Source organism: Mesorhizobium sp. P2_D1, from assembly GCF_056404455.1.
The window spans coordinates 1-23,205 of the sequence record NZ_JBFUDZ010000069.1; the positions used below are offsets into that span (position 1 = coordinate 1).

A 23,205-nucleotide genomic window follows, 5' to 3' on the forward strand; every position below is an offset into this window, starting at 1 on the left:
GTCTTCGGGCGGCGCCAAAGCCGAGGGGCACCCGGCTGGGGCGCGGCCAGACGTGAGCGGTTCTCGCCCATTGGTGGAGGCTGCCGCGACCGGGCTAGGAGGGGAACGATCCAAGACGGATGCGTCACTGCATGAACTATCGGCCGTTCGCGAGGAGCTTGAGGCCGCTCGCCAGCAGGCGTCTGCAGATCGTCAGTCTGCAGACAGGGTCGAGCGGGTTCTTCGCAGCGAACTGGACGCGGCGCGAGACGAACTTGATGACATGCGGCGCGTCACAGCCGACGCAGGCGTGCGTGAGCGTGCGGTCGCAGAGGCGACGACTCTTCAAGGACAAGCCCTTGAAGACCAGAAGCAAAGAGCCGAACGGCTCGCGCAGGGTCTGGCTATGGCGCAGCGCGAAGTCGAAAGCTTGCAAGTCAAAGCCGCCCTCGCGATCCGCGAAAAGGCCGCCGCACTCGGCGCGCACCAGGCTGCGGAAGCTTCCCTGTCTGGAGCGAGACGCGCGCTTGACGAGGGGCGGCAGACGATCGAACGCCTCGAACGCGATCTTGCCGCGACGCAACAGTCTCTCGACGCTCTTGAGGCCAACGGAAAACTGGCTGCCGCTGCACAAATGGCAGATATTCAGGACCGCCAGGCTGCTGAGGCCGCTGCAAAGCGAGCCGGCGAAGCGCTGGCATTGGAACGTGGGAGAGCAGATGCTCTCGAGCGCGATCTCGATGCCACTCGCCAGGATCGCGACGCGGCAAAAGAGGAAGTCGCCCGGCTCTCTGCTGCTTTGGAGCAACAGCGCGAAAGGGCCGTTGGCCTGACCCGCGACCTCGTTGCTGCACGCAACGAAACCGACATCCTGAAAGCTCGCACTACGCCTCGCGATCAGCGCATCGAGCCCGCTCCCAAAGCGCCTGCCGGTGATCACGCAGGCCAACGCACCAGTGCACTCGCAGGGAAACGGGCTAGATCGGCCCATGAGCCCGAGGGGCGAGAAATCCGCAAAGTGGCGGTCCGCAAGTCACCGCAACCTGTTCGGCTGACGACGATTGGCCTTCCCGCCGCGTTGCTCCCGACGCGGGCGCCGTTGGGCACGGCACAGGGATTATGGTGATGCGCAAGTATCTAGCTGCCGTATTGGCGATCGCAGTTGCGATCGCGCCTGCTTCGGCTCTTGCTGGGGGCCTTGGAGGCAAAGTCGGTGGTATCGGGGTCGGCGCCAGTGTGGGCGTTGGCTCGAACGGCGCCTCCGTCGGTGTTGGCGCGAGCGTCGACGGTGTCGGAGGAGCAAACGTTGGAGGGTCGGCCGGCGCGAGCGAGGGGTCGGCGGGCGTTGCAGGCAAGGTCGGTGGCATCGGGGTCGGCGCCGGTGTAGGCGTCGGTTCGAACGGCGCCTCCGTCGGTGTCGACGCGAGCGTCGACGGTGTCGGGGGAGCCAATGTTGGAGGCTCGGTCGGCACGAGCAACGGATCGCTTGGCGCCAACGTTGGAGCCGGTACCAACGTCGGCGGCGTAGGCGGCCTTTCGGCAAGCCCCAGTGCTGGAGACGAATCCGCCGGTGCTGGCGCCACTCCGGGCAGTACGGCAAATAGTCGAGCGAGCGCGGCGTCGGGGGCTACCACAGGGCCAGCGAGTGTCAGCGCCGGCAAGAAGAAGGCCGCCATAGTCGTGACCAAGGGCGTGCGACACGCAGTAGCCCTGCCGCGCAGCCTCCGGCCTTCCAAAGGTGGTCGCGACAGGCAAAGCACCAAAGGTTATCCCCTACGGCCTCAGGCGCCGTTAAAGGCGATACCTGGCACCCCGCCCGCCGTGGTTCGCGTCTGCCGTCAGGCGATCATGTCAGCTGCGAAGCCGCTTGGTGCCGTGCGTGTGCACGCAGCCAGCGCAGGTACCCTGCGCCGGCACCGTCGCGGTGCCCTCACCGCACCGATCGAGGTGCGCATAGACTATGCAAGACAAGGCGGCGGCATCGAAGTTCGACAGGCGCGGGTCGGATGTCGCCTCGACGCGGCGGGACAGGTCGTCGCGGTGACATAGGTTTGACGACCTGGCGGGTGTCCGACGTCTCACTACCAGACGATAGGGCCGCGTCCATTCGCCAAAGCGTCCGAACATCCGGCTTGCCTGCTCGTAGCGCTCAGGAGTGGCATTGACACATGCGCGGCTCCGGCCCCAGCCGGCCCTGACGGCTCGGCGGAGCGCACTGCGCGATCCTAACCAGGTGTGTTCGCCTTGACGACCTTTTGGCATTCCGGCGTCAGCTCGCTGAAATGCTCCGTCAGACATTGAATGACGCGGCCGCCGCCTGGCTCCACACCTTTGCAGAACTTTTCGAAGTTCGCCTGGCAAGCCTCACGTTCGGCCGCTGTCTGCGCCTGAGCCGCAAGCATCTGAACGGCTAGGAAAACCACGCTCAAGGCAATTCGCATGACAAACCCCTCCAAAATGGCTAACATTCAATCAAAATACCGTGAAGTGTTGAGGGGGGTCAAATGCTTTTGGTATCGCGCATTGCGCTGGCCGCAACTTTGCTTGCGGCGACGGCACTGCTTTCAGCATGCAACAAGCAAAATGCCTATGTCCCGCCGCCGCCGCCCAAGGTCGACGTGGCGCTGCCGCTCAAGCAGACGGTAACGCCCTATCTCAATGAGACGGGGAATACGGCCGCCATCAATTCGACGCCATTGGTTGCCCGGGTGGCGGGCTTCATACAGGAAATAGACTACAAGGACGGCGACCGCGTCAAAGCAGGCACCCGGCTGTTCCTTATCGAGCCTGAACCTTACCAGTTGGCGCTTGAACAGGCCCAGGCTGGCCAGACGTCGGCCGATGCCTCCGTCAAACAGTCCAGCGCCGACCTGAAGCGGCAACAGGATTTGCTCGCGCAGAAGGTAATTTCGGCGTCCACGTTGGACCAGTCTGCCGCTGCCGCTGCCGTCGACGTGGCCAAGCAGCAGCAGAACGCCGTTGACGTCAAGCAGGCGCAACTCAACCTGAGCTACACCGAAGTCAAGGCGCCATTCGACGGCATCGTCACCGCCCGCCAGGTATCGGTCGGCGAGTTCGTAGGCACTGGCAGCACTTCCGACCTCGCAACGATCGTCCAGATGGATCCGATATACGTCAATTTCAATGTCAGTGAGCAGGATGTGCAGCGGATCCGGGCTGAAATGGCCAAGCGTGGTCTGACAATGCAGAGTCTCAAGAAGATACCGGTAGATGTCGGCCTGCAGACCGAGACTGGATATCCGCACAAAGGAACGCTCGACTATGCAGCGCCGGCGGTATCTTCCTCAACGGGCACGCTTCTGGTTCGCGCCGTCTTGGAAAACAAGGACAATGCGCTGCTGCCCGGTTATTTCGTCCGACTGCGCATCCCGCTCGGCGAGCAGCCGGACATGTTGCTCGTACCGGATCGTGCAATCAGCAGCGACCAGAGCGGCCGCTATGTGCTTGTCGCCGGAAAGGACGACACAGTCGAGCAACGCGGCGTCGAGATTGGCCAACTGGTCGGTGAGTTGCGCGTTATTACCTCCGGCCTGACAGCGGAAGACCGCGTCGTCATATCTGGCTTGCTGACCGCCCTGCCCGGCCAGAAGATCGAACCGACGGTGAAGACCCTCCAGCAAACTCCGGCCAATGGTGCTGGCCAATGATCTCCAAATTCTTCATCGAACGACCCGTTTTGGCGAATGTCATTGCCGTCCTTATCGTCGTCGTTGGCATCGTCTCGCTCTTTGCGTTGCCGGTAGCGCAATATCCCGACGTGGTTCCACCGACCGTTTCGGTAACCACCCGTTATCCGGGCGCCAGCGCGCGCACGGTCATCGACACCGTCGCACTGCCGATCGAGCAGCAAGTCAATGGCGTCGAGAACATGCTCTACATGCAGTCCTTCGCTGCCTCCGACGGCAGCTACAACCTGACCGTCACTTTTGCCATCGGTACAGATCTGGACCTGGCCCAGGTGCTTGTTCAGAACCGGGTCTCTGCCGCCATGGCCGGGCTGCCCCAATCAGTGCAGGTGCAGGGCGTCAACGTGCAGAAGAAGTCGACCTCCATCCTCGAGATCGTGACCTTGACTTCGCCTGACGGAAAGTATGACAGCCTCTATCTCAGCAACTACGCGACTATCAGCCTTAAGGACGAAATCTCGCGGTTGCCTGGCGTCGGCAATGTCAGCGTGTTCGGCGCTGGTCAATATTCCATGCGTGTCTGGCTTGATCCCGAAAAGATGCTGGCGCGCGGCTTGACCACGCAAGATGTCGTTCAAGCACTTCAACAGCAGAGCGAACAGGTCACAGCAGGTCAGATCGGCGCCCCGCCGGCGCCGGACGACCAGTCCTTCCAATATTCGATCGAAGTGTCCAGCCGCCTTGACGATCCCGACCAGTTCGGGGCCGTTGTGGTCAAGACAGGCGCCAATGGCGATATGACGCGTGTTCGCGATGTCGGGCGGGTTGAACTCGGTGCGCAGACCTACGGACAGTTCTTCAACCTCGACGGCCAGCAGGCCGCCGGCATGGCCATCTTCCTGGCACCCGGCGCGAACGCGCTCGATGTGGCCAAGAGGGTCGCGTCCAGGATGGAAGAACTGGCGCGTGCCTTCCCGCAAGGCATAGTTTACGCGATACCGTTCAACACGACGAATTTCGTCAGCGAGGCGATCAACGAGGTCTACAAGACGCTGTTTGAGGCGGCAGTGCTGGTTCTGATCGTCATCCTCGTCTTCCTGCAGGATTGGCGGGCGATGCTGGTGCCGGCCACGACCGTACCGGTCACCATCATTGGCGCGTTCGCGGCGATGGCGGCGCTCGGCTTCTCAGTCAACCTTTCCACCTTGTTCGCCATCGTGCTCGCCATCGGCATCGTCGTCGATGACGCCATAGTCGTGGTCGAGGGGGCCGCCCACAACATGGAACGCGGCATGTCGAGCCACGACGCCGCCATTGCCGCCATGAAAACATTGTTCGCGCCGATCATCGGCATCACGCTGGTGCTGCTGGCGGTGTTCCTGCCGGCGGCCTTCCTTCCCGGACTTACGGGCCGGATGTACGCGCAATTCGCGCTTGTGATCGCGGCGACCGCGCTGATCAGCGCCGTCAACGCCGCGACATTGAAGCCAACGCAATGCGCGACATGGCTTAGGCGTCCCGTACCACCGGAACAGCGCAATGTCTTCGCGCGCGGCTTCAATGCGGTCTACCAGCGTGCCGAGAATGCCTACGTCCGGTTGATCGGAGGGATGGTGCGTCATAGCGCCGTAACGGGTGTGGTCGCACTCATGATCATCGGCGCGGCCGGCTACGGCATGTCGCGCGTCGCCACCGGTTTCATCCCAATCGAAGACCAGGGTTACCTGCTCGCGGCGGTTCAGCTGCCTGACGGCGCCTCGCTGGGTCGCACCCAGGAAACGCTGCAGCAGGTTTCGAAGATCGCCAAGGCTACACCTGGGGTGGAGACGGTGGTCACCATCGCCGGTCTTTCGGCCCTCGACAACAATTCGACGCTGGCCAACGCAGGCGTCGCTTACATCATTCTCAAGGACTGGGATCTGCGCGGCAAGAGCGAGGACCTGCCGTCGCTCTACGCCACGCTCAACAAGAATCTGTCGGGCATGGCCGACGGCGTTGTTCTGGTGCTTCCTCCGCCACCAATCCAGGGCATCGGCAACGCCGCCGGCTTCACGCTGCAAGTCGAGCTCCGCGACGGCAGTTTCGACCTCTCGAAGCTGCAAGGCTCCGTCAGTGCGATCGTCAAAAAGGCCGAGACACAGTCGGGCATCCAGCGTGTCTCGTCATCGTTTCGCGCCAACGTTCCGCAGTACAAGGCCGAGATCGACCGCGACAAGGTGCAGGCCCTCGGCCTGACCACGGACCAGGTATTCCAGACGCTCGCCGGTTATCTCGGCTCCAGCTACGTGAGCCAGTTCAACAAGTTCGGGCGTGTCTTCCAGATCTATGTGCAGGCTGACGCCCAGTTCCGGTTGACGCCGGAGGAAATCGGCCGCCTTACCGTCCGCAACAACAACGGAGACATGATCCCGCTCGGAACCGTGTTGACGATTGAACCCAGCGTCGGTCCATCGCTGATCAGCCTGTATAATCTCTATCCTGCCGCGTCGATCGTAGGCGTGCCCGCTGCAGGCTTTTCGTCAGGTGACTCAATCAAGCTGATGGAGGAGATTGCCGCGGATACCCTTCCGCCCGGCACTGGCTTCGATTGGACTGCGCTGTCTTTCCAAGAGAAGCTCGTTACCAATCAGGTTTACCTGGTGTTCGGAATGGCGCTGCTGCTTGTCTACCTGGTCCTTGCCGGCCAATATGAGAGCTGGCTCGCTCCGATCTCAATCCTGCTCGCCGCGCCACTGTCTCTGGTGGGGCCGGTCCTGGTGCTCAATAGCCTTGGCATCGACAACAACCTCTATGTCCAGATCGGCCTTATCCTGCTCATAGCACTGTCAGCCAAGAACGCGATTCTGATCGTCGAGGTCGCACGCGAACTGCGTGCCGCCGGCACGCCTATCGTCGAATCGGCGATCGAAGCTGCACGTGCGCGCTTCCGGCCCATTCTAATGACATCGTTTGCCTTCATCCTCGGCGTGGCGCCGCTGGTGTTTGCAACCGGCGCCGGTGCGAGCGCGCGAAAGTCGATCGGCATCACGGTCTTTTCCGGCATGCTCGCTTCGACCTGCCTGGCCATTCTTTTTGTGCCATCCTTTTTCGTCATCCTGCAACGATTGGAGGAACGCCGCTCCGGACGCACGAAGAAGAGCGAGGCCACCCCAACGCTCGTCAAGTAACGATAAAATCAAAGCTGGATGGCGCGCCGGCATGCCTGTCGTCGCTCGCACTGGATATGCCAGGGACGTCAACCATCAACGGCCCATGCGAACAGGCTCAGCCGACCCTGACGACAAAATGCTTCGTCACCGGCTCGATGATCTTCCAGGTTCCCTTGAAATCGGCTTCCACCACGAAGGCGTCGCCGGGGCCTACCTCGACCGGTGCGCCGCCATCGGGGGTGATGATGATGCGGCCGGCGATCATGTGCACGAACTCGTAGTCGGTGTAGGTTGCGTGATAGGTGCCTGGCGTCGCCCGCCATGTACCCGAGATCACCTTGCCGTCCTCGGTCGTGTGCTGGACGGCGGTTTGCATGGTCGGCCTGCCTTCGACCACGATCCATCCGGCCAGATCGCCGGCGTCGGCCTTTTCGACAGCGCCGAATTTGAGGATTGTCTCGCGTGTCATGGCTCAGGCTCCGTTTGATTGGCTCAGGCGTCAGTTGCCTGGACGGTCAGATACCGGATGCCCCCGACGCCGGCAACCGGCCGGCAACATCCGGCCGACATCATTGTGAAGCTTGCGCCGCATGCGCCTCGAGCATGCGCCGCGCGCTTTCCTCGTCGGTGATCAGGATCGTCGGGGCGATCAGGGTCATGGCGCCAAGCAAGGCTTCGATCTTCTCCTCGCCGCCGGAGGTGAGGATGCGGATCGGCGCCTTGCGCAGACGGTCGACATCCACCGACATCACGTGGCTGTTGACAGGATGGTCGACCAGATCGCCATTGCGGTCGAAGAAATGGAACAGAAGGTCTCCAACGGCGCCACGCGCAAGCAGGGCCTCACGATCCGCTTCCCTGAGAAAGCCGCCGCGAGAGAAGGTGGTGGCCGAGGCGATGCCGCCGACGCTCAGCAGAACGGCATCGAGCACGTTGGCCATTTCAAAAACCTCCTGCAGGCCGCAGCGCTCCACCAGCGCGATCTTGGTCTCGACGCTGTCGACGACGGCCGGCGTCGGGATCAGATAGCCGTCGCCCTGGAAGATTTGGGCGAAGCGCCAGGCGAACTCGGCCGGGTTGAATCGACGCACGACGCCGACACCGCCGAGCAGCGAAATGACCTTGAAGTCGGTCAGCGACTTGGCGCTGATGAAGGGCAGGCTTGAGAACAGCGTCCTGCCCCAGCCGACGCCGACGCGCATGCCGGACTTCATCGTGTCGGACAGGAAGCTGCCGGTCTTGGCGCTGATCGCCGGGGTCGGGTCGGCATTGGGGGCGGAAAGCGGCGCCACCAGCGCCTGTTGCAGCCCGAAGGTCTTTTCCAGCGCCCGCTCCAGCCGCACGATTTCCGACAATTCGCTCTCGATGCTGATCTTCACCTCGTTGCGCGAGCGGGCGTCCGCCAGCATGCGCACGATGGTGACGCGGCCGACGCCAAGCACGTCGGCGATCTCGTTCTGCGTCATCTGCTCGACGAAATACATCCAGGCGGCGCGAATCCTGAGGCGATCCGTCCGGCTTTCGCTGGCAACCTGCTCGGGCGTCTCGCTTCCACCTCGACGATCGTCGGTTTCGCTCTGTCGTCGCCTGCCCAAATTCGTCCCTCCCCCACGGCGATGGACGAGCGCGCCGTCGCCGATTCTGCATGCTGGTCTAGTATCGCCTATTGATCTACCAATCGATAGGAACAATCTAGAAGTGGCGGCTGCCTTCTGTTGGCGACCATCCGCAGCAATTCGAGGCGATTGGCAATGCTCCGACAAATCTCCGAAGATGTCCGCGTCAATCTGAAAGACCGGTTGCGGGAAGTCCGTGAAATCATTCGCCAAAGCCGCCATGACGGCAGCGGCGACGCCAGTGTCGTGCGCGAAGCAACCAGCCATCTGCCGCCATTTCCAGGCAAAGGCATCGAAGGTCTGCTCAGCCATGCCGCAAGTGCCTTCGACGAAGCGCTATCGATCGCCGAATCCTTTGTCCCGCATGAGCGCCCGATCAAGGTTGACGGCACCACCGTAAAAGGCCTCGCCACCTATTTCCCGGCCGGGAACGAAGATCGCCAGTTGAGCGCGGAGCGCCTGTTCCGGCGCGACATGTATTATCTGACCAAGGCGGTGCTGGCCGGCCTGAACATCGACAATGCCCGCATTCACGAAGCCGATTTCGCCGCCGTCCATGCCACGATGCGCAAGCGGCATGACGATCTGCTGGCCGCTTTGGTCGCGCCTGGTGCTGGGCTTCCGGCGATCGCGGCCACCTGTTCGGCGTTGCTGGTCGAGTGTCTCAACCAGCGCCCCGTCCACTTTGCCGAAACGCCGGAGACGTCGGTGATCGGTGACCGGGCGCTCGACATCAGCTGCCTGGCGCCGCTCGTTCTGGCCTGTGGCCTGGCAACCACCGGCAGGGACGGCCAGCCGGAACCGGATATGCTGGAGATTGCGATCCTGGCAGCCGATATCCGCCAAGACCGCATCGTTCAGGCCTGCGCCAAGGCGAGCCCGGTCGACGAACTGACACCCGTCTTCGCCACCTTGCTTGCCCATTTGCCGTAGCGGCCCAGAACTCGGCTAGGCGGCACATTCGGCCGCCATGGCCATGATCGCCTTCTTGGCACGCTGGATCGAGGCTGGGCTCATCGAGAGCTCGGTAAGCCCCATTTTGATGAATGTTGCAATGAGATCGGGGCGGCCGGCCGCTTCGCCGCACATGCCGACCATGATGCCTGCGGCGACCCCGGCTTTGGCCGTCATTTCGATTGCCGACATGACGGCCGGATTGGTGACATCGTTGAGCTTGGCCACTGTCGGGTTCAGCCGGTCGGCGGCCATGATGTACTGGGTCAGGTCGTTGGTACCGATCGAGAAGAACGCCACCTCCCTGGCCAGCGCCGGGGCGATCAGCACGGCCGCAGGGGTCTCGATCATCACGCCGAGATCGAACGCCGCATGCGGCACGCTTTCGGCTTTCAGCTCGGCCGCACATTCCGCGACCAGAACCCGCGTCTGCCTGACCTCGCCGATGTCGGCCACCATAGGCAGCATCACCTTGACGTTGCCATGCACGGCCGCCCGCAGCAGCGCCCTGAGCTGGCGCTTGAAGATGTCGGGCCGGTCGAGGCACATGCGGATGCCGCGCCAGCCCAGAAAGGGGTTTTCCTCGTCGGGAAATTCGATGCCGGCGATCGGCTTGTCGCCGCCGATGTCGAGCGTGCGCACGATGACCGGGTACGGTGCAAAGGCCTTGGCCAGCGCCGCATAGGTCTCGGCCTGCATGTCTTCCGAGGGAAGGTGCATATGGCGCATGAACAGAAGCTCGGTGCGGAACAGGCCGACGCCCATCGCGCCGGCTTCCTGCGCTGCCTCGATTTCCTCCAGCGAGCCGATATTGGCCGCGACCTCGATCACCTTGCCATCGGCCAGCTTCGGCGTCACCGTCTTGAAGATGGTCAGCCCGGCGCGTTCCTGCGCCGCCGCTTCGACACGGCCGGCGAATTCGGTGCGGGTCGCCGCGTCGGGGTCGACGATCACGCGGCCGCTGTTGCCATCGAGGGCCACTTCGCGCGCCGTGCGCAAGGCATTGATCTGGTCGCCGAGGCCGAGCACCGCTGGAATGCCGTGCGAGCGGGCGATGATGGCGATGTGTGAGGTGGCGCCGCCATGGCCGCACACCACCCCGCCGATGCGCTTGAGCGGCGCGCGCGCCAGATCCCAGGCGCCGATGTCGTCGGCGATGAGGATGGCGCCTTCGGCGATGGTTTCGAGGCTGATGTCGTCCTGCCCGAGCAGCACGAGGCAGATCTGCCGCCCGACCGCATGGACGTCATCCGCTCGCGCGTTGAGATAGTGATCATCGACCGCACTGAAATCGGCGGCGATGGTGGAGGCGGCGGTGATGACGGCTGAAACCGCGTCGTTGCCGCCCTTGATCAGGCCCTCCGCCTCGCCGGTCAGGCTGTCGTCGGCAGCGATGTCCCTGAGCGCGGCGATGATGCCACGGTCGCCGGCCGACAGATTGTCCTGCTCCAGTGCCCGGTCCATGCGCGCCTGGACGGCAGCGACGGCGGCGCGGAACCTGTCGATCTCGCCGGCGATCTCCTCGGCCTGCAACCTGCGGCCTTGTCCGGCGATATCAGGTGGGAAATGCGCGAAGGACGGCCCGATGGCAAAACCTTCGCTTGCGGCCACGCCGCGCAAGCCCGTGGTTGCGGCCGAAACTGCAGGCACAGAGTCCAACGCGGCAGCGGCCTTCTGACCCGTATTGCCAGCCGGCGGCGAGTCCTCGTCGTCAAGGCCGGCCTTTGGATTTTCGAGATAGCCGATCAACGCCTCGATGGCCTCTATGGCGTCGGCGCCATTCGCCCGCACGGTGACTTCCTGGTTTTCCTTGACCGCCAGCAGCATCAGCTTGACCGAGCTCTTGGCGCTGACCGCCTTGCCGTCCTTGACCAGCTCGACATCCGATTCGAAGCCCTTGGCGAGCTTGACGAACCGCGTCGCGGGACGGGCGTGCAGACCTTCATGCACTCTGACGATGGTCGAGCGTTCCATGGCAATACTCTGGTTCTTGGGCGCCACCGCCAACATAGGCCGCGGCGCAAATGCTGTCAGGCGGCGATGGTGATGATCGCGCCGGTCGTGAGCGCAGCCACGAGCGCCTGCGCATCGACCTGCGAGGCGCAGATCTCGCCGGGCCTCTCGGCCTCGGCAGCGCCGTTGAACGAGATGACGACATGGCCCATTTCCAGCACCTTGCTCCAGGCGCTGGAACCGACCGCGGTAATGGTCGCGGCAACCGGGCCAAGGGTGATCGACGCGCCCTTTTGCGGCGCGCCGTCGCTGGGTCCGTGCTCCGTCTTGTGGAGCACGGAAACCTCGGCAAGCTCCGGCGGCGAGCCATCCGCAAACAGGATGACCACGCCCCCTTCGGCAAGATCCGCCACTTCGGGTCCGATGGCAGTGACCCGTGTTCTCAACAGAACCGTCATATGGCGAACCTCATTTCCTAACTCCTCTAAGAGCGATTCACTGTTTCACGAAAACGGCGAACCGCTCTATCCCTTTGTTTGGCGGAATTCCGGACGGAAAACCGTCTCACATTTTTCCTGGAACTGTTTCAGAACACGATCAGGCTGACGATCCAGGCGATCAGCACCGAGACCGGGCCCATGATCTGGCGGCTTATGAGCACCGCCGGAACACCGATCTCGATCGTCTTCGGTTTGGCCTCACCGAGCGCCAGGCCGACAGGAACGAAGTCGCAGCCCACCTGGGTATTGTAGGCAAACAGCGCCGGCAGTGCCATTGCCGGCGAAATCGTGCCGTTGGCGATCTGCGGACCGATGATGGCAACGCCGATGACCTGTGCGATGACGGCGCCTGGCCCGAGGATGGGCGACAGAAACGGCAGGCCGCAGATCGCCGAGATGATCAGCAGGCCGACGATGTTGTTGGCCAGCGGACCCATCGGCTGCGCCAGCACATCGCCGATGCCGGTGTAGAGGATCAGACCGATGAGCATGGTCACGAAGGCCATGAACGGCAGCACGTTGCGCACGACCTGGTCGATGGTACGGCGCCCGGCATTGAAGAAGATGCCGACGACACGGCCCATGACGCGGCCGATCGAGCTGATCAGGCCGATCACGCCGCCCTCGCTCGGCAGCGGCTGCGGCGCCGCCGCCGCGTTGTTATTGCCTGGATTCATCGATCCTGCTCCCCCTGCAGTGGTGACCGCTTCGGATCCGTCCGCCATCGTGATGTTGGCCGGCTTCACGCCCGAAACGTAGATGTCCTCGGTGATGAACTGGGCGAGCGGCCCAGACTGGCCGACCGGCGTCAGATTGACGGTCGGGATACGCTTGCGCGGATAGACGCCGCACCGTGCGGTGCCACCGCAATCGACGACGACAACCGCCATCTCGCTTTCGATCGGCGGCGCCTTGAAGCCGTCGACGGCTTCGGCGCCCGTCATATCGGCAATGAGCTGCGCCACCGGATGAATGCCGCCACCGGTGACGGAAACAACCTTGCTGCGCTGTTCGGTCGGCTCGATCACCAGCGGACCGCCCCAACCGGTTTTGCCCCGGGAGATTTGTACGGCTTTGTATGTCTTGGCCATGATGTCCTCCCCGCCCTTACAGCTCGACGCCCTGGCGGCGTGCCATGATGGCAGTGATGCGTTCGGTCAGCATGCCCTTGAGCAGGATGACGACGAGGCCGACGATGGCGTACCAGATCGCCACCTTGACGTGATAGCCGGCGACGACGGCGCCCTTCTTCTCCAGTTCCAGCAGCGCGACGAGAATGCCACCCCAGACGAAATACTCGCCGGGATTGATGTGCGGGAACAGACCGAGCGGCGGGTGCACATAGGACACGGCCGCGTCATAGAAGGCCGGCTTGTGCTTCTCTTCCAGGAACGATCCAAACGTATAGGCCATCGGATTGGTGAGGAAGAACACCGCCAGCAGCGGCAGCAGCGTGTAGCGGGTCAGCGCGATCCTGCCGGCGCCGCGCGCCAGGCCGTGCACGCGCTCTTCGCCGACCAGTTCGGTCACCGCGTAGAAGGCCGTCATCAGCACCACCAGCGTCGGAATAATGCCGGTGACGAAGCCGGCGAAGACCTCGCCGCCCTTCTGGAAGATACCGATGAAATACTTGCCGATGGCGGTCAGCCAGCCGAGCTGCTCTTCCTGCTGGACTTCCTTCAGCTTTTCCTTGAACTGATCGACGGTGATCGGTCCGCTGTCCGCCTGTGCGAGGACAACGAGATGGTCGGAGGCATGCTCTACCGCGAGCTTGCCATGCAATGCAGCATCCGAGACCATGACACCTGCGACATGCAGATTGTGCACGGCCATGTCGGCATGCTGCGCCAACAACGAAAATACAGACATTTCTCCTCCTTATGCCGCCCGCCGGTTGATCCAGTCGGTGCGCGGCGTCCTCTCTCTAAGCCCTTGCTACGTTCAAACCGGACAGGCCCGGCTTCTTCCCCGGCTCCGACCGTGTCTTGTCGATCTGTTCGATCGCCCGCTTCACGGCCTCGGCCACACCGGGTTCCCCCTCCCCCATGATTGCAGGGTTGGACCGGACTCGATCGAGGGGAACGCCCTCGAATTCTTCATGTCTCTTGAACTTGGTGAACACGGAACGGCCGCTCATCACCATCAGGCGGCGCACGACCAGGTCAGGCGTCACCACGACCAGCGCGATGGTGCCCTTGGCCAATCGACCGCGGAAATTGCCGGCTCCGACGAAGCCATCCTTGTACTGGTCGGTGACACCCCTGAAGACATCCGAATAGTGCCGCATCTGCAGCCAGACGCCGAGCGACTGCAGCGCCCAGACAATGACCAGCAGAAGCAGTCCCCACTGCCAAATCGCCATTCGGTTCTCCTCCCGAAGCCTGTGTTGAGCCGCACCTTGGACCGACGCGTGACAACAGCAAAGTGAGAACATTTGTTTCCGCGAATGTCAATATGTATGATATTGGACGTGACCTCGGTCGTCCACAGGCCGTCAACCGATTTCGGCGGCGGCGCCGTTGTGCTAGCCTAGCTGGGAACAGGATACGAGAAACATGGATCTGCCCTTCAGGGACGAATTGGCGCTGATGCCCGACCTTCGCCACCGGTTGCGGCAGTTGCGCTGGTTCCGCGCCACCTTCCGCGGCAGCGCCAAGGTGGTGTCGGACACGTTCGGCGTGCGCTTTGAAATCGATGAAGCGAAGCTTACCCGTGCGTTTCTCGACTGGGTCGAGGTCATGGAGGCGCAGAAAGGCTTCGCCGCGATCGACCGCGCCGACTTCATCGTCTTTGCCGCCGGCCTCGTTTTGCGCGAACTAATCAGGCAGGCGCCGGCAAGGGAAATCTCCGGCCTCAGCCAGTTGATTGAAACGGATTCGAATGCCGGCACGCTGGAAATCATCCGTTTCTGGCCGGAAGGGTTCCTCTACACCAACTACTGCGTCTCGGTGATCTCGGCGATCCACGAGCAGGAATTCGGCAATGCGCCAAGCATCGACAAATGCGCCGATGACCTGCGCACATGGTGGTCCTATCGCGAGAACGTGACCGAGATGCCGGCCTACGCAGTGGCTTTCCTCGACCGCTTTCTCGGCGCCGAACCGAACTGGATCACGCCCGATCGCGCGCAGTCCCGGCAAGCCATGCAACGAGCGCTCGGATCCTCGCGTGCCAGCGATGCCATCCGCCGGCTTTGATTGCCCCTCGGTTTCGCGCCTCCAGGCATGCGGCTGTCAAAGCCCCGCCCTTGAACATCTGACTTTTTGCCGATAGCGATGTGCGAAATCGACTCGGGAGAAAAGCGCGTGGCGCGATCAAGGCCTATCATTTTCGATTGCGACGGCGTTCTTGTCGACAGCGAGCCTCTGGCCGCCCGCGCTTATGAGCGCGTCTATGACAAGCATGGCATGCCTGGGGTTCACGGCGGTATCATCGCCCAATGCATCGGTATGAAGCAGTCCGACATCATCGCCAAGATCAGGGATTTGACCGGTCACCAGTTTCCGGCGGCTGCGGACGGCGACATCTGGGCCGAGACCAAGATCCTGTTTTCGCAGGAGTTGAAGCCGACCCCCGGCATCACCGCGTTTCTGGAGACGCTTTCGGGCGACCGCTGTGTCGCCTCGTCATCCTCCGTCGAGCGCATAAACCACAGCCTGACTGTGACCGAACTGGCGCGGTTTTTCGGCGATGCGATCTACAGTTCCTCGATGGTCAAGCGCGGCAAGCCCGCGCCTGATATCTTCCTGTTCGCCGCGGACAAGATGGGGGCTAAGCCGGCAGACTGCATCGTCATCGAGGATTCGCCCTTTGGCATAGAGGGCGCGGTCGCCGCAGGCATGACGGCTATCGGCTACACCGGTGGCGGCCATACCCATGCCGAGCACGGCGCGCGACTGACAGCGGCAGGTGCCAATTTCGTCTGCAGCGATTGGCAAGAAGTTAGCCGGCAACTGGCCGGGCTCGGTGTGCCGGCCTAGTCCACTATCGAGTGGGTAGTCCAAGGCCAGCCCATTGGTCGCGCGGAATGGTATCTCCGACACGGAAAGCGAAGGACAGGACGCTCGTCGCATTGGTGTCGACCTCGCATCTGAAGCTCAGATGGTACCATTTCGTCGTGGCGCGGAAAGCGACATCGGGAGCGTCGAGGACATTGCCCACCTTCAGTGGAATACTTGGGATCAAGTCGGGGAAATAAGAGGCATCCACCAGTTGCTGCTGCAACGCGCTGGCGCAAAGTTGGGCAATACGCTTCTCGCGAGGCACCCCGCCCATCGCGCTCGTAGCCAGCGCATCGCCGGTAGCGCCCTGCGAGTAGAGCCTGTGAACCCCCGGAAGGCCCGAATAAGCCCGCGAAGCACTGGCGGCGGCATCCGTGGAATTTGGCCTCCCGGCGCTCTCGCTTCGGGACTTGGAGACCTTCGCAGGGCCGGGCTTCGGCGCATTGGCGGGTTTGGGCTTCGGCGCTTCGGTTGACGCAGGAAGCTCGATCTCACCGTCGCCGCCGTCGGCAGCCAAAGGCGGTAGCGCCGCTTCTGTCTGCTTGTCGGGTTCGTTCGCTCCCGCCTCTTGTTTGTCCGCCTGCTGTTTATCCATATCCTGGGTTGGAGCTGCCTGTTTCTCCTGTTCGGGCTCGGCGTCCTTCGCAGCGTCCACCGGCTTCTCGCCGACTTTGGTTGAATCTGGCCGCCCCTCGGCGACCGCCGGCGTGGTGGATTGGTTCTCTGCAGGCTTCGGCACAACAGGCGGCTTCGAATCGTCATCCTTGGCCGGCGAAGGCGAGTTGTCTTGAGCGCTGGCCCCATCCAGGGATTTCCTGGGGCCGGTATCCTTGTCGCCAAACTGGAAAACAGGCTTCAGCACCTCGACTTTCGAGGGCTTTTCCGGCGCAGGTGGTTTTTCTACTTTCGGTTCCGGCGGTTTTTCAACCTTCGGTTCCGGAGGCTTCGAAGGCGGTACCGGAGCAGGTTTCGGTTTTGGTTGCGCGGGCGGAGGCACGAGCGCGACATTGACCGCCGGCTCCTCCTGCGGCTGTTGGGAAGGCCTAGGCACGTTGTAGACCACGAGCGCTGCGACGAGCGCGTGCAGGATCAGCGATGCGGGCAAGGCCCACAACAAATTCCGGCGCCGGTCTCGTGTCTCGTCCTTCATTCCTTCCGATGTGGAATGAAAAAGCGGCGGCTTCAAGCACAGCCACTGTATTGGCGCCGTTTAGCCGCTGACAGCTTGTCGATTTGGATCACCACACCCAGGGCAGCCCGGCCAAGGCGCTGGGGCAGCTCAATGAGCGGCTACCCACGATCCGATCCATCAAGACCGGAGATCAGCCAGTTCGCCGCCGCCAGGATGGGTGCCGATCCGGCCGACTGCATCGTCATCGAGGATTCGTCCTTCGGCATCCAGGGCGCGGTTGCCGCCGGCATGACGGCGGCTGGTGCCGATTTCGTCTGCGCGGACTGGCAAGAAATTAGCCGCGCTTGGCGTGCCGGCCTAATTTAGCGGATACTTAGTGAATCCACGGCTGGCCCATTCGCCAGGCGGGACTAATGACCCCACACGGAAGTTGAAGGATAGGACCCTCGTCGCATCGGCGTCGACTTCACATCGGAAGTTTAGATCGTACCAAGTGCTTCTGGTGCTGAAGGCCGCTTGAGTAGGGTTGAGAACATTGCCTTTGTCCAGCGTGATGGTTGGCACCCATTTGACCGAATAGTCGGCACTTTGCAGTTCCTGGCTCAGAACATTGCCGCAAAGGGTGGCCACGCGCTGACCGCGCGGCACATTCTCCATGGAGCTTGTGGCGAAGGCATTGCCGGTTGCCCCCTGCGAGTAAAGCTTTCTGACGCCCGGAAGGCCGGAATAGATTGGCGATCCTGCAACATCGTTGTTGGTGGGATTTGACCTTCCAGCATTCCCGATCGGCGCTTTGAAGGCTCTTGCGGGTTTGAACGTCAACGTCTTGGCAGGTTTGGGCTTTGCCTTTCCAGTCGAGGCGGGAGGCGCTGGCTTACCACCAGTCTCAGCCGCCAATGGCTTTGGCGTCACAACCGCTTGCTTTTCGGCGGGTTGCGGTGCGAGCTCCTGTTTGTCCGGCTGCTGTCTGTCAGCGTCCTCGGTCGCCTGCTTCTCCTCGTTTTGCGCGGGTTTGGCGTCCGGCGCGGCGGCCTCCCGCGTTTCCTCGCCTTGCGCGGGCTTTTCGTCCGGCGCAACGGTGGCCGGCTTCTCGTCAGGCTTGCTGGGCTCTGCCTTCTGCTGTGGCGTTGCAGCCGGGGCCGGCTGTGTCGGCGCGGGTGTCGGTGTTATAGGCGGCTTCGCCGCCTCATCCTTGGCCGGTGATGGCGTGTTGGGTTTAGCGCTGCTTCCGTCGAGCGATTTCTCCGGTCCCGTATCTTTCTGGCCGTACTGGAAAACGCGCTTCAGAACATGCTCGTCTGGCGGTTTCGGGGGCTCCGGAGGCGGCTTTTGTTCAGGCGGCTTTTCAGCCTTCTTTTCAGGTGTCGGCTCCGGTGGCTTTGGAGCAGGTTTCTGCTTAGGCTTCTCGGGCGGCGGCACAATCGCGACATTGACGGGCTGTTCCTGCTGATCCGGCTGCTGCTCGGATCTCGGTACGCCAAAGAACAAGAACGCTGCGATCAAAGCATGCAGGATCAGCGATGCGGCCAAGGCCCATCGCCAACTGCGAAACCACTCTCGTATCTTGCCGTTCATTGCGCCCGATGTGGAATGAAATAGCGGCGGCTTCAAGCACAGGCACTGTATTGGCGCAATTTAGCCGCTGACAGGTTGGTGATTTCGATACCCGGCGCAGCTGCTGCCGGCGAGACCGGTGCGGCCTTTTCCCCCCCGGTCGCCGAGCAGGTCGAGCATCATCGTCATGCCGCCCCCGTCGCCGGGATGAGCCATCCGGATCGTATCCGCAAACGCGCCTGCGCGCCGCGCTCCAGCATCACCGGATCGGGCTGTTCGAAATGCAAGGTGAGGTCGAGGCTGGCGGAAGGCGCAAATTCGATGCGCGCCGAGCCACCTTGGTAGATCACCCGCTTGACGAGGCCATCGAAGCCCGGACCGTCCGGTACCACCTCGAGATCGGCTGCCCGGCAGCAGATCTTTGCGCCGGTGCGAGGCCGCTCGCCCGTCCGGCAGCGAACGACCAGCTCGGTGCCGAGAACCCGGACCTTGCAGTGACCGGCCTGCTCTGGGCTCAGCACATCGGCGGGAAGCAAGATACCTTGCGAAATGAAGGACGCCACCATTTCATTTGCCGGCTCATGATAGAGCTGACGCGGCGTCGCCAACTGCACCAGGCGTCCATGATCCATCACCGCGATGCGGTCGGCCAGCGCCATCGCTTCGGCCTGGTCATGGGTGATGTAGACGATGGTGGTGCCCGTGCGCTTGTGAAAGGCGGCGAACTCATCCTCCATCGAGGCTCTCAGATGCACGTCCAGATTGGCGAGCGGCTCGTCGAACAGCGCCAGCGACGGCGCGGCGACAAGGCAGCGCGCCAGCGCCACGCGCTGACGCTGGCCACCGGAGAGATTGGCCGGCCTGCGTTCGCCCAGCCCCTGCAGATTGACCAAAGCAAGCGCGTCCTCGACCTTCTGGCGCGCAGCAGCCTTGTTGAGCTTTGCCACCTTGAGCGAATAGCCGATGTTCTCGGCGACCGTCATGTGCGGCCACAGCGCATAGTTCTGGAAGACGATGCCGACGCGCCGCTTTTCCGGCGCAACGCTGCCGCCCTTGCCGGACATGACCTCATTGCCGATGCGGATCTCGCCTGACGTCACCTTCTCGAACCCTGCGACGAGCCGCAGCAATGTCGTCTTGCCGCACCCGGAGGGGCCGAGCACGGCCAGGAATTCGCCGCCGCCGACATCGATCGATACATCCTTGACTGCGTCGAAATCGGCAAAGCTCTTGGTCACATTGTCCAGGGTCAATCGCGCCATGGCAGCACTCCGCCTGGAAGGTGTGGGGCAAGCAGATTGGTCGCCAGCATCAGCACGAAGGTGACCGCCACGGTGATGACGGACATCGCCGCCGCGTAGTTGGAATCGCCACCCTGCTCGAAGGAAAACATCACCACGCCGATCGTTTCCGAGCCCGACGACCACAGCAGCACTGACACGGTGAGCTCGCTGAGCGCCGTCATGAAGATCAGCAGGCCGCCGGCGATCGCCGCGGGCGCCACCAGCGGAAAGATGATCGTGCGCATGCGCAGGAACAGCCCGGCACCGGCCACCTGGGCCGCTTCCTCCAGCGCCCGGTCGATCTGGTGATAGCCGCTGATGGTCGGCCGCAGCGCCAGCACCAGGAAGCGGGCGAGGTAGGCATAGAGGATGATCCAGACGGTGTTGTAGAGCTGGATACCGGTGAGCGGGATCGGCCGCAGGAACAGGAGCAGCGAGGCGATTGCCAGCACCACGCCGGGTAAGGCATAGGGCAGTTCGACCGACAGGTTGAGCAGCCGCACCCAGCGCTGCTTGCTCCAGGCAATGAGGTAGCCGATCGGCACGGCGACGAGAACCGCGAAGAAGGCCGCCGCGATCGACAGCCAGAAGCTGTTGAAGAGGGCGCGGCTGGCCGCGTCATGCTCGAACAGCACGAAGCGATAATTGTCGAGCGTTGCCGTCCTGGCGGTGAGAGCAATGCCGTAGCCCGGCACCAGCGACGTCAGCACCAGCCCGAACAATGGCAGGAACAGCACCACCACGATCAGCAGCCACATGCCGACCTGGACGGCAGGTCGCCAGCGGCCGAGTTCGTAGGGCTCGGCCGGCAGCGACGTCGAGCTGATGCGATAATCGCGGCGGCGGCTCACGACCTCCTGCGCGAGAATGCCGGCCATGGCGATGATGCCGATCAACACTGACAGGAACGCGGTTTCGCCGAGCACCGCAGGGCCGCCGCCAGCCAGCCGCTGATAGATCAGCGTCGGCAGCACGAGATAATTGGCGGGAATGCCGAGAAAGGCAGGGATGCCGAAATTGCCGACACAAGACACGAAGGCAAGTGCCGCGGCCGCCATGATCGACGGCGTCATCAAAGGCAGCACGACGGTGACCAGCACGGTGAACCGGCCGGCGCCGCCGGCTCGCGCCGCCTCGACCAGTTCGCGCGGCAGCTTGCGCAGGCCGGCGCGCACCAGCAGGAAGACCAGCGGGCCGTATTGCACGCCGAGCAGCAGGATGATGCCCGAGGTGGAATAGAGCGGATTTCTGGTGCCGAGCGGCGGTGCCGCGCCAAACAGCTTGAGGAACGGACTTGCCGGACCGAACAGTTGCAGCCAGGCGAGCGCGGTCACCTGCGGTGCGATCATCAATGGCATGACGTAGCAGAGCACCAGCGCACTGCGGCCGCGTATGTCGGTCAGCGTGATGAGGAGAGCCACCAGCGTTCCCGACAGCACCGCAAGCAAGGTGCCGCCGATGCCAACGATCAGCGTGTGCCAGGTCGCAATCCAGGTCGCCGGACTTCTCAATCCGGCTTCTATCGCCATGCCGGACAAGGTGCCGCCTGGTGCCACGATCTCCTTGATGAGGCGCAGCATCGGCAGCAAGGAAAGCAGGACGATGACGACGGCCACCATCGCCGTCAGGGCCATTTCCTGGCCCCGGCTTTCCCTGATCCGTGTCGACATGATTGCGTTTCCTGGGATCTGTCAGCCGTCCGGGATGTCGCTTTCAACGGCATCCCACCGCGATTGTCGGGCTCAGCCGCCGAACAGTTCCGAGAACTTCGCCTTGTCGGCGTCGGTGGTAGCGACGATCGCCTTGGTGTCGAACGGCATCACCTTGACCTTGACGCCTTCCGGCATCCATTCGGGGCGGCCGACCGAGGCGCGCGCCGGCAGATAACCCATGGACAGCGCCAGCTTCTGGCCTTCGTCAGAAAGAATGAAGTCGACGAACTTCTTGGCGCCGTCAACATTCTTGGCGGTCTTCATGATCGCGACCGGCTCGGTCACCGCCGGCACGCCTTCGCTAGGGAACACGAATTCGACCGGCGAACCCTTCTTCTTGGCGTTCATCGCCATGAAGTCGACCAGGATGCCATAGGGCTTCTCGCCGCTGGCCACCGACTTCAGCACGGCGCCGTTGCCACGCACGCTGACGGTGTTGTTGGTCTTCAGCTTCTGGAAGAAATCCCAGCCATAATTGGTGTCACCGACGAAGCCGGAGAGCAGGTAGGCGGCCGCACCCGAATAGAGCGGGCTCGGCATGACCAGGCCGTCGGCATAGGCCGGCTTGGCGAGATCGGCCCAATGCGCAGGCTTTTCAGCCGCCGCGGTGTTGTAGACAATGCCGGTGGTGATCAGCTTGCTGCCGAAATAGGTCTTGCCGGCGTCGTAAGCATCCGCCTCGATGCCATCGAGCTTCGCCTCGGGATAAGGCAGCAGCCGGTCGTCCTTCTTCAACAGCTCCATGCTGACCGCGTCGGCGATCAAAAGCACGTCGGGCTGCGGGCTGCCAGCGGCGAATTCGGCTGCCATCTTGGTCAGGATGTCACTCGTTCCCGAACGATAGATAGTCACGTCGATACCGGGCTGCGCCTTCTTGAAGGCATCCACGGTCTTGGCCGCATCGGCTTCCGGTTGGGATGTGTACAGCGTCAGCGTTTCAGCGCCGGCCACGCCGGCAAACAAAGTTGCCGCGAGTGCAAGCTGGCTGGCCAGCAGCTTGATGAATAGCGTCTTCATGAGACCTCCTGTCTGTCTGTGCATGAGCGGTCCGGCGCCTTGACCGGTTCCCGTCTCCCCTCCCTGCACGGCGCATATGACTGGTGGATGACAGCGCGCATGCCCGGCCCGATCAGGCAACGGCTTCGCGCGGAATGCTCTCACGGCACAACGACACCGGCCCGCGGAACCGGCGTTCCACGAGCCTCATGGCCGCCCTGTGGCTGCGACCCCTTCGGGGCACCCGAAGACTTTCGTGCGTCGGCCGGCCCTAGACCAGCATGCCCATCGGGTTCTCTATCAGGCGTTTGAAGGCAACCAGCAATTCGGCCCCCAGCGCACCATCAACGGCGCGATGGTCGGTCGACAGCGTCACCGACATCACGGTGGCGATTTTGATCTCGCCATTCTTGACAACCGCCCGCTCCTCGCCGGCGCCGACCGCCAGGATCGTCGCATGCGGCGGGTTGATGACGGCGGCAAAGTCCTTGATGCCGAACATGCCGAGGTTCGACACCGCCGTGGTGCCGCCCTGATATTCTTCCGGCTTCAGCTTGCGGCTGCGCGCCCGGCTGGCCAGGTCCTTCATCTCGTTGGAGATGGTGGACAGCGTCTTTTCGTCCGCCTTGCGGATGATCGGCGTGATCAGGCCGCCCGGGATCGACACCGCAACGCCGACATCAGCATGCTTGTGCTTGACCATGGCGCTTTCGGTCCATGATGCATTGG

Annotated in this window: 22 protein-coding genes; 7 read left to right on the plus strand and 15 right to left on the minus strand. The window is 62.9% G+C overall.

The window, feature by feature from the left end:
* Positions 1-136: 136 nt before the first annotated feature.
* Positions 137-928 (minus strand): hypothetical protein, encoded by a 792-nt coding sequence (locus tag AC1D0I_RS29190; protein ID WP_477399520.1) that lies wholly within the window; start codon positions 926-928, stop codon positions 137-139.
* An 899-nt stretch (positions 929-1,827) separates the two neighbouring features.
* Here AC1D0I_RS29190 and AC1D0I_RS29195 point away from each other — a divergent pair.
* Complete coding sequence (locus AC1D0I_RS29195) at positions 1,828-2,028, plus strand: hypothetical protein (RefSeq protein WP_477399521.1); 201 nt, start codon at positions 1,828-1,830, stop codon at positions 2,026-2,028.
* Positions 2,029-2,204: 176 nt separating this feature from the next.
* On the opposite strand, the gene AC1D0I_RS29200 is transcribed toward AC1D0I_RS29195, so the two are convergent.
* On the minus strand, positions 2,205-2,420 hold the full coding sequence (locus AC1D0I_RS29200; protein ID WP_095089594.1) for a cysteine rich repeat-containing protein: 216 nt from the start codon (positions 2,418-2,420) through the stop codon (positions 2,205-2,207).
* 63 nt (positions 2,421-2,483) lie between these two features.
* Between AC1D0I_RS29200 and AC1D0I_RS29205 the strand changes: the two genes are divergently transcribed.
* Together AC1D0I_RS29205 and AC1D0I_RS29210 are read left to right on the plus strand one after the other, a co-directional pair.
* On the plus strand, positions 2,484-3,647 hold the full coding sequence (locus AC1D0I_RS29205) for an efflux RND transporter periplasmic adaptor subunit (protein ID WP_477399523.1): 1,164 nt from the start codon (positions 2,484-2,486) through the stop codon (positions 3,645-3,647).
* Positions 3,644-6,793 (plus strand): efflux RND transporter permease subunit, encoded by a 3,150-nt coding sequence (locus tag AC1D0I_RS29210; RefSeq protein WP_477399525.1) that lies wholly within the window; start codon positions 3,644-3,646, stop codon positions 6,791-6,793. The genes AC1D0I_RS29205 and AC1D0I_RS29210 overlap by 4 nt, the downstream gene beginning before the upstream one ends.
* 97 nt (positions 6,794-6,890) lie before the next feature.
* Here the strand turns inward: AC1D0I_RS29210 and AC1D0I_RS29215 are convergent, their stop codons facing one another.
* The gene (locus tag AC1D0I_RS29215; protein WP_184875962.1) at positions 6,891-7,244 is read right to left on the minus strand and encodes a cupin domain-containing protein; all 354 of its coding nucleotides are present in this window, start codon (positions 7,242-7,244) and stop codon (positions 6,891-6,893) included.
* Between the two features lie 100 nt (positions 7,245-7,344).
* Entirely contained in the window at positions 7,345-8,370 is a 1,026-nt protein-coding gene (locus tag AC1D0I_RS29220; protein ID WP_477399527.1) for a sugar-binding transcriptional regulator, read from the minus strand.
* 156 nt (positions 8,371-8,526) lie between these two features.
* On the opposite strand from AC1D0I_RS29220, the gene AC1D0I_RS29225 reads away from it, so the two are divergent.
* Positions 8,527-9,324 carry a hypothetical protein gene (locus AC1D0I_RS29225; RefSeq protein ID WP_477399529.1) on the plus strand — a complete coding sequence of 266 codons (798 nt, stop codon included), beginning with the start codon at positions 8,527-8,529 and terminating at the stop codon, positions 9,322-9,324.
* A gap of 15 nt (positions 9,325-9,339) precedes the next feature.
* On the opposite strand, the gene ptsP is transcribed toward AC1D0I_RS29225, so the two are convergent.
* From ptsP to AC1D0I_RS29250, 5 genes are all read right to left on the minus strand, one after another.
* Entirely contained in the window at positions 9,340-11,319 is a 1,980-nt protein-coding gene (ptsP, locus tag AC1D0I_RS29230) for a phosphoenolpyruvate--protein phosphotransferase (protein WP_477399531.1), read from the minus strand.
* A 56-nt stretch (positions 11,320-11,375) separates the two neighbouring features.
* Positions 11,376-11,756, minus strand: coding sequence for a PTS glucitol/sorbitol transporter subunit IIA (locus tag AC1D0I_RS29235; RefSeq protein WP_095089211.1), 381 nt, complete (start codon positions 11,754-11,756; stop codon positions 11,376-11,378).
* Positions 11,757-11,884: 128 nt separating this feature from the next.
* Positions 11,885-12,889: a PTS glucitol/sorbitol transporter subunit IIB gene (srlE, locus tag AC1D0I_RS29240; RefSeq protein ID WP_095089213.1), complete on the minus strand. Its 1,005-nt coding sequence runs from the start codon at positions 12,887-12,889 to the stop codon at positions 11,885-11,887.
* 16 nt (positions 12,890-12,905) lie between these two features.
* Positions 12,906-13,667, minus strand: a complete 762-nt coding sequence (srlA, locus tag AC1D0I_RS29245; RefSeq protein ID WP_477399533.1) for a PTS glucitol/sorbitol transporter subunit IIC — start codon at positions 13,665-13,667, stop codon at positions 12,906-12,908.
* 55 nt (positions 13,668-13,722) lie between these two features.
* Positions 13,723-14,160 (minus strand): transcriptional regulator GutM, encoded by a 438-nt coding sequence (locus AC1D0I_RS29250; RefSeq protein ID WP_184875950.1) that lies wholly within the window; start codon positions 14,158-14,160, stop codon positions 13,723-13,725.
* A gap of 193 nt (positions 14,161-14,353) precedes the next feature.
* On the opposite strand from AC1D0I_RS29250, the gene AC1D0I_RS29255 reads away from it, so the two are divergent.
* Positions 14,354-14,995, plus strand: coding sequence for a hypothetical protein (locus AC1D0I_RS29255; protein ID WP_477399535.1), 642 nt, complete (start codon positions 14,354-14,356; stop codon positions 14,993-14,995).
* Between the two features lie 108 nt (positions 14,996-15,103).
* Positions 15,104-15,778: an HAD family hydrolase gene (locus AC1D0I_RS29260; RefSeq protein ID WP_477399537.1), complete on the plus strand. Its 675-nt coding sequence runs from the start codon at positions 15,104-15,106 to the stop codon at positions 15,776-15,778.
* 4 nt (positions 15,779-15,782) lie between these two features.
* Here the strand turns inward: AC1D0I_RS29260 and AC1D0I_RS29265 are convergent, their stop codons facing one another.
* The gene (locus AC1D0I_RS29265) at positions 15,783-16,949 is read right to left on the minus strand and encodes a DUF930 domain-containing protein (protein ID WP_477399539.1); all 1,167 of its coding nucleotides are present in this window, start codon (positions 16,947-16,949) and stop codon (positions 15,783-15,785) included.
* Between the two features lie 132 nt (positions 16,950-17,081).
* Here AC1D0I_RS29265 and AC1D0I_RS29270 point away from each other — a divergent pair, with 132 nt between their 5' ends.
* A complete protein-coding gene (locus AC1D0I_RS29270) occupies positions 17,082-17,297 on the plus strand; it encodes an HAD-IA family hydrolase (protein WP_477399551.1) in 216 nt (71 codons plus the stop codon).
* Here AC1D0I_RS29270 and AC1D0I_RS29275 read toward each other — a convergent pair.
* From AC1D0I_RS29275 to AC1D0I_RS29295, 5 genes are all read right to left on the minus strand, one after another.
* Complete coding sequence (locus AC1D0I_RS29275) at positions 17,289-18,506, minus strand: DUF930 domain-containing protein (RefSeq protein WP_477399541.1); 1,218 nt, start codon at positions 18,504-18,506, stop codon at positions 17,289-17,291. The two genes, AC1D0I_RS29270 and AC1D0I_RS29275, sit on opposite strands and share 9 nt — an antisense overlap.
* Before the next feature lie 164 nt (positions 18,507-18,670).
* Positions 18,671-19,747, minus strand: coding sequence for an ABC transporter ATP-binding protein (locus tag AC1D0I_RS29280; RefSeq protein WP_477399543.1), 1,077 nt, complete (start codon positions 19,745-19,747; stop codon positions 18,671-18,673).
* Positions 19,735-21,438: an ABC transporter permease gene (locus AC1D0I_RS29285; protein ID WP_477399545.1), complete on the minus strand. Its 1,704-nt coding sequence runs from the start codon at positions 21,436-21,438 to the stop codon at positions 19,735-19,737. Before AC1D0I_RS29285 ends, AC1D0I_RS29280 begins: the two co-directional genes overlap by 13 nt.
* A 72-nt stretch (positions 21,439-21,510) precedes the next feature.
* Entirely contained in the window at positions 21,511-22,497 is a 987-nt protein-coding gene (locus tag AC1D0I_RS29290) for an ABC transporter substrate-binding protein (RefSeq protein ID WP_477399547.1), read from the minus strand.
* A gap of 250 nt (positions 22,498-22,747) precedes the next feature.
* Positions 22,748-23,205: 2-oxo acid dehydrogenase subunit E2 (locus AC1D0I_RS29295; RefSeq protein ID WP_477399549.1), on the minus strand; the 458-nt coding region annotated here is incomplete at its 5' end.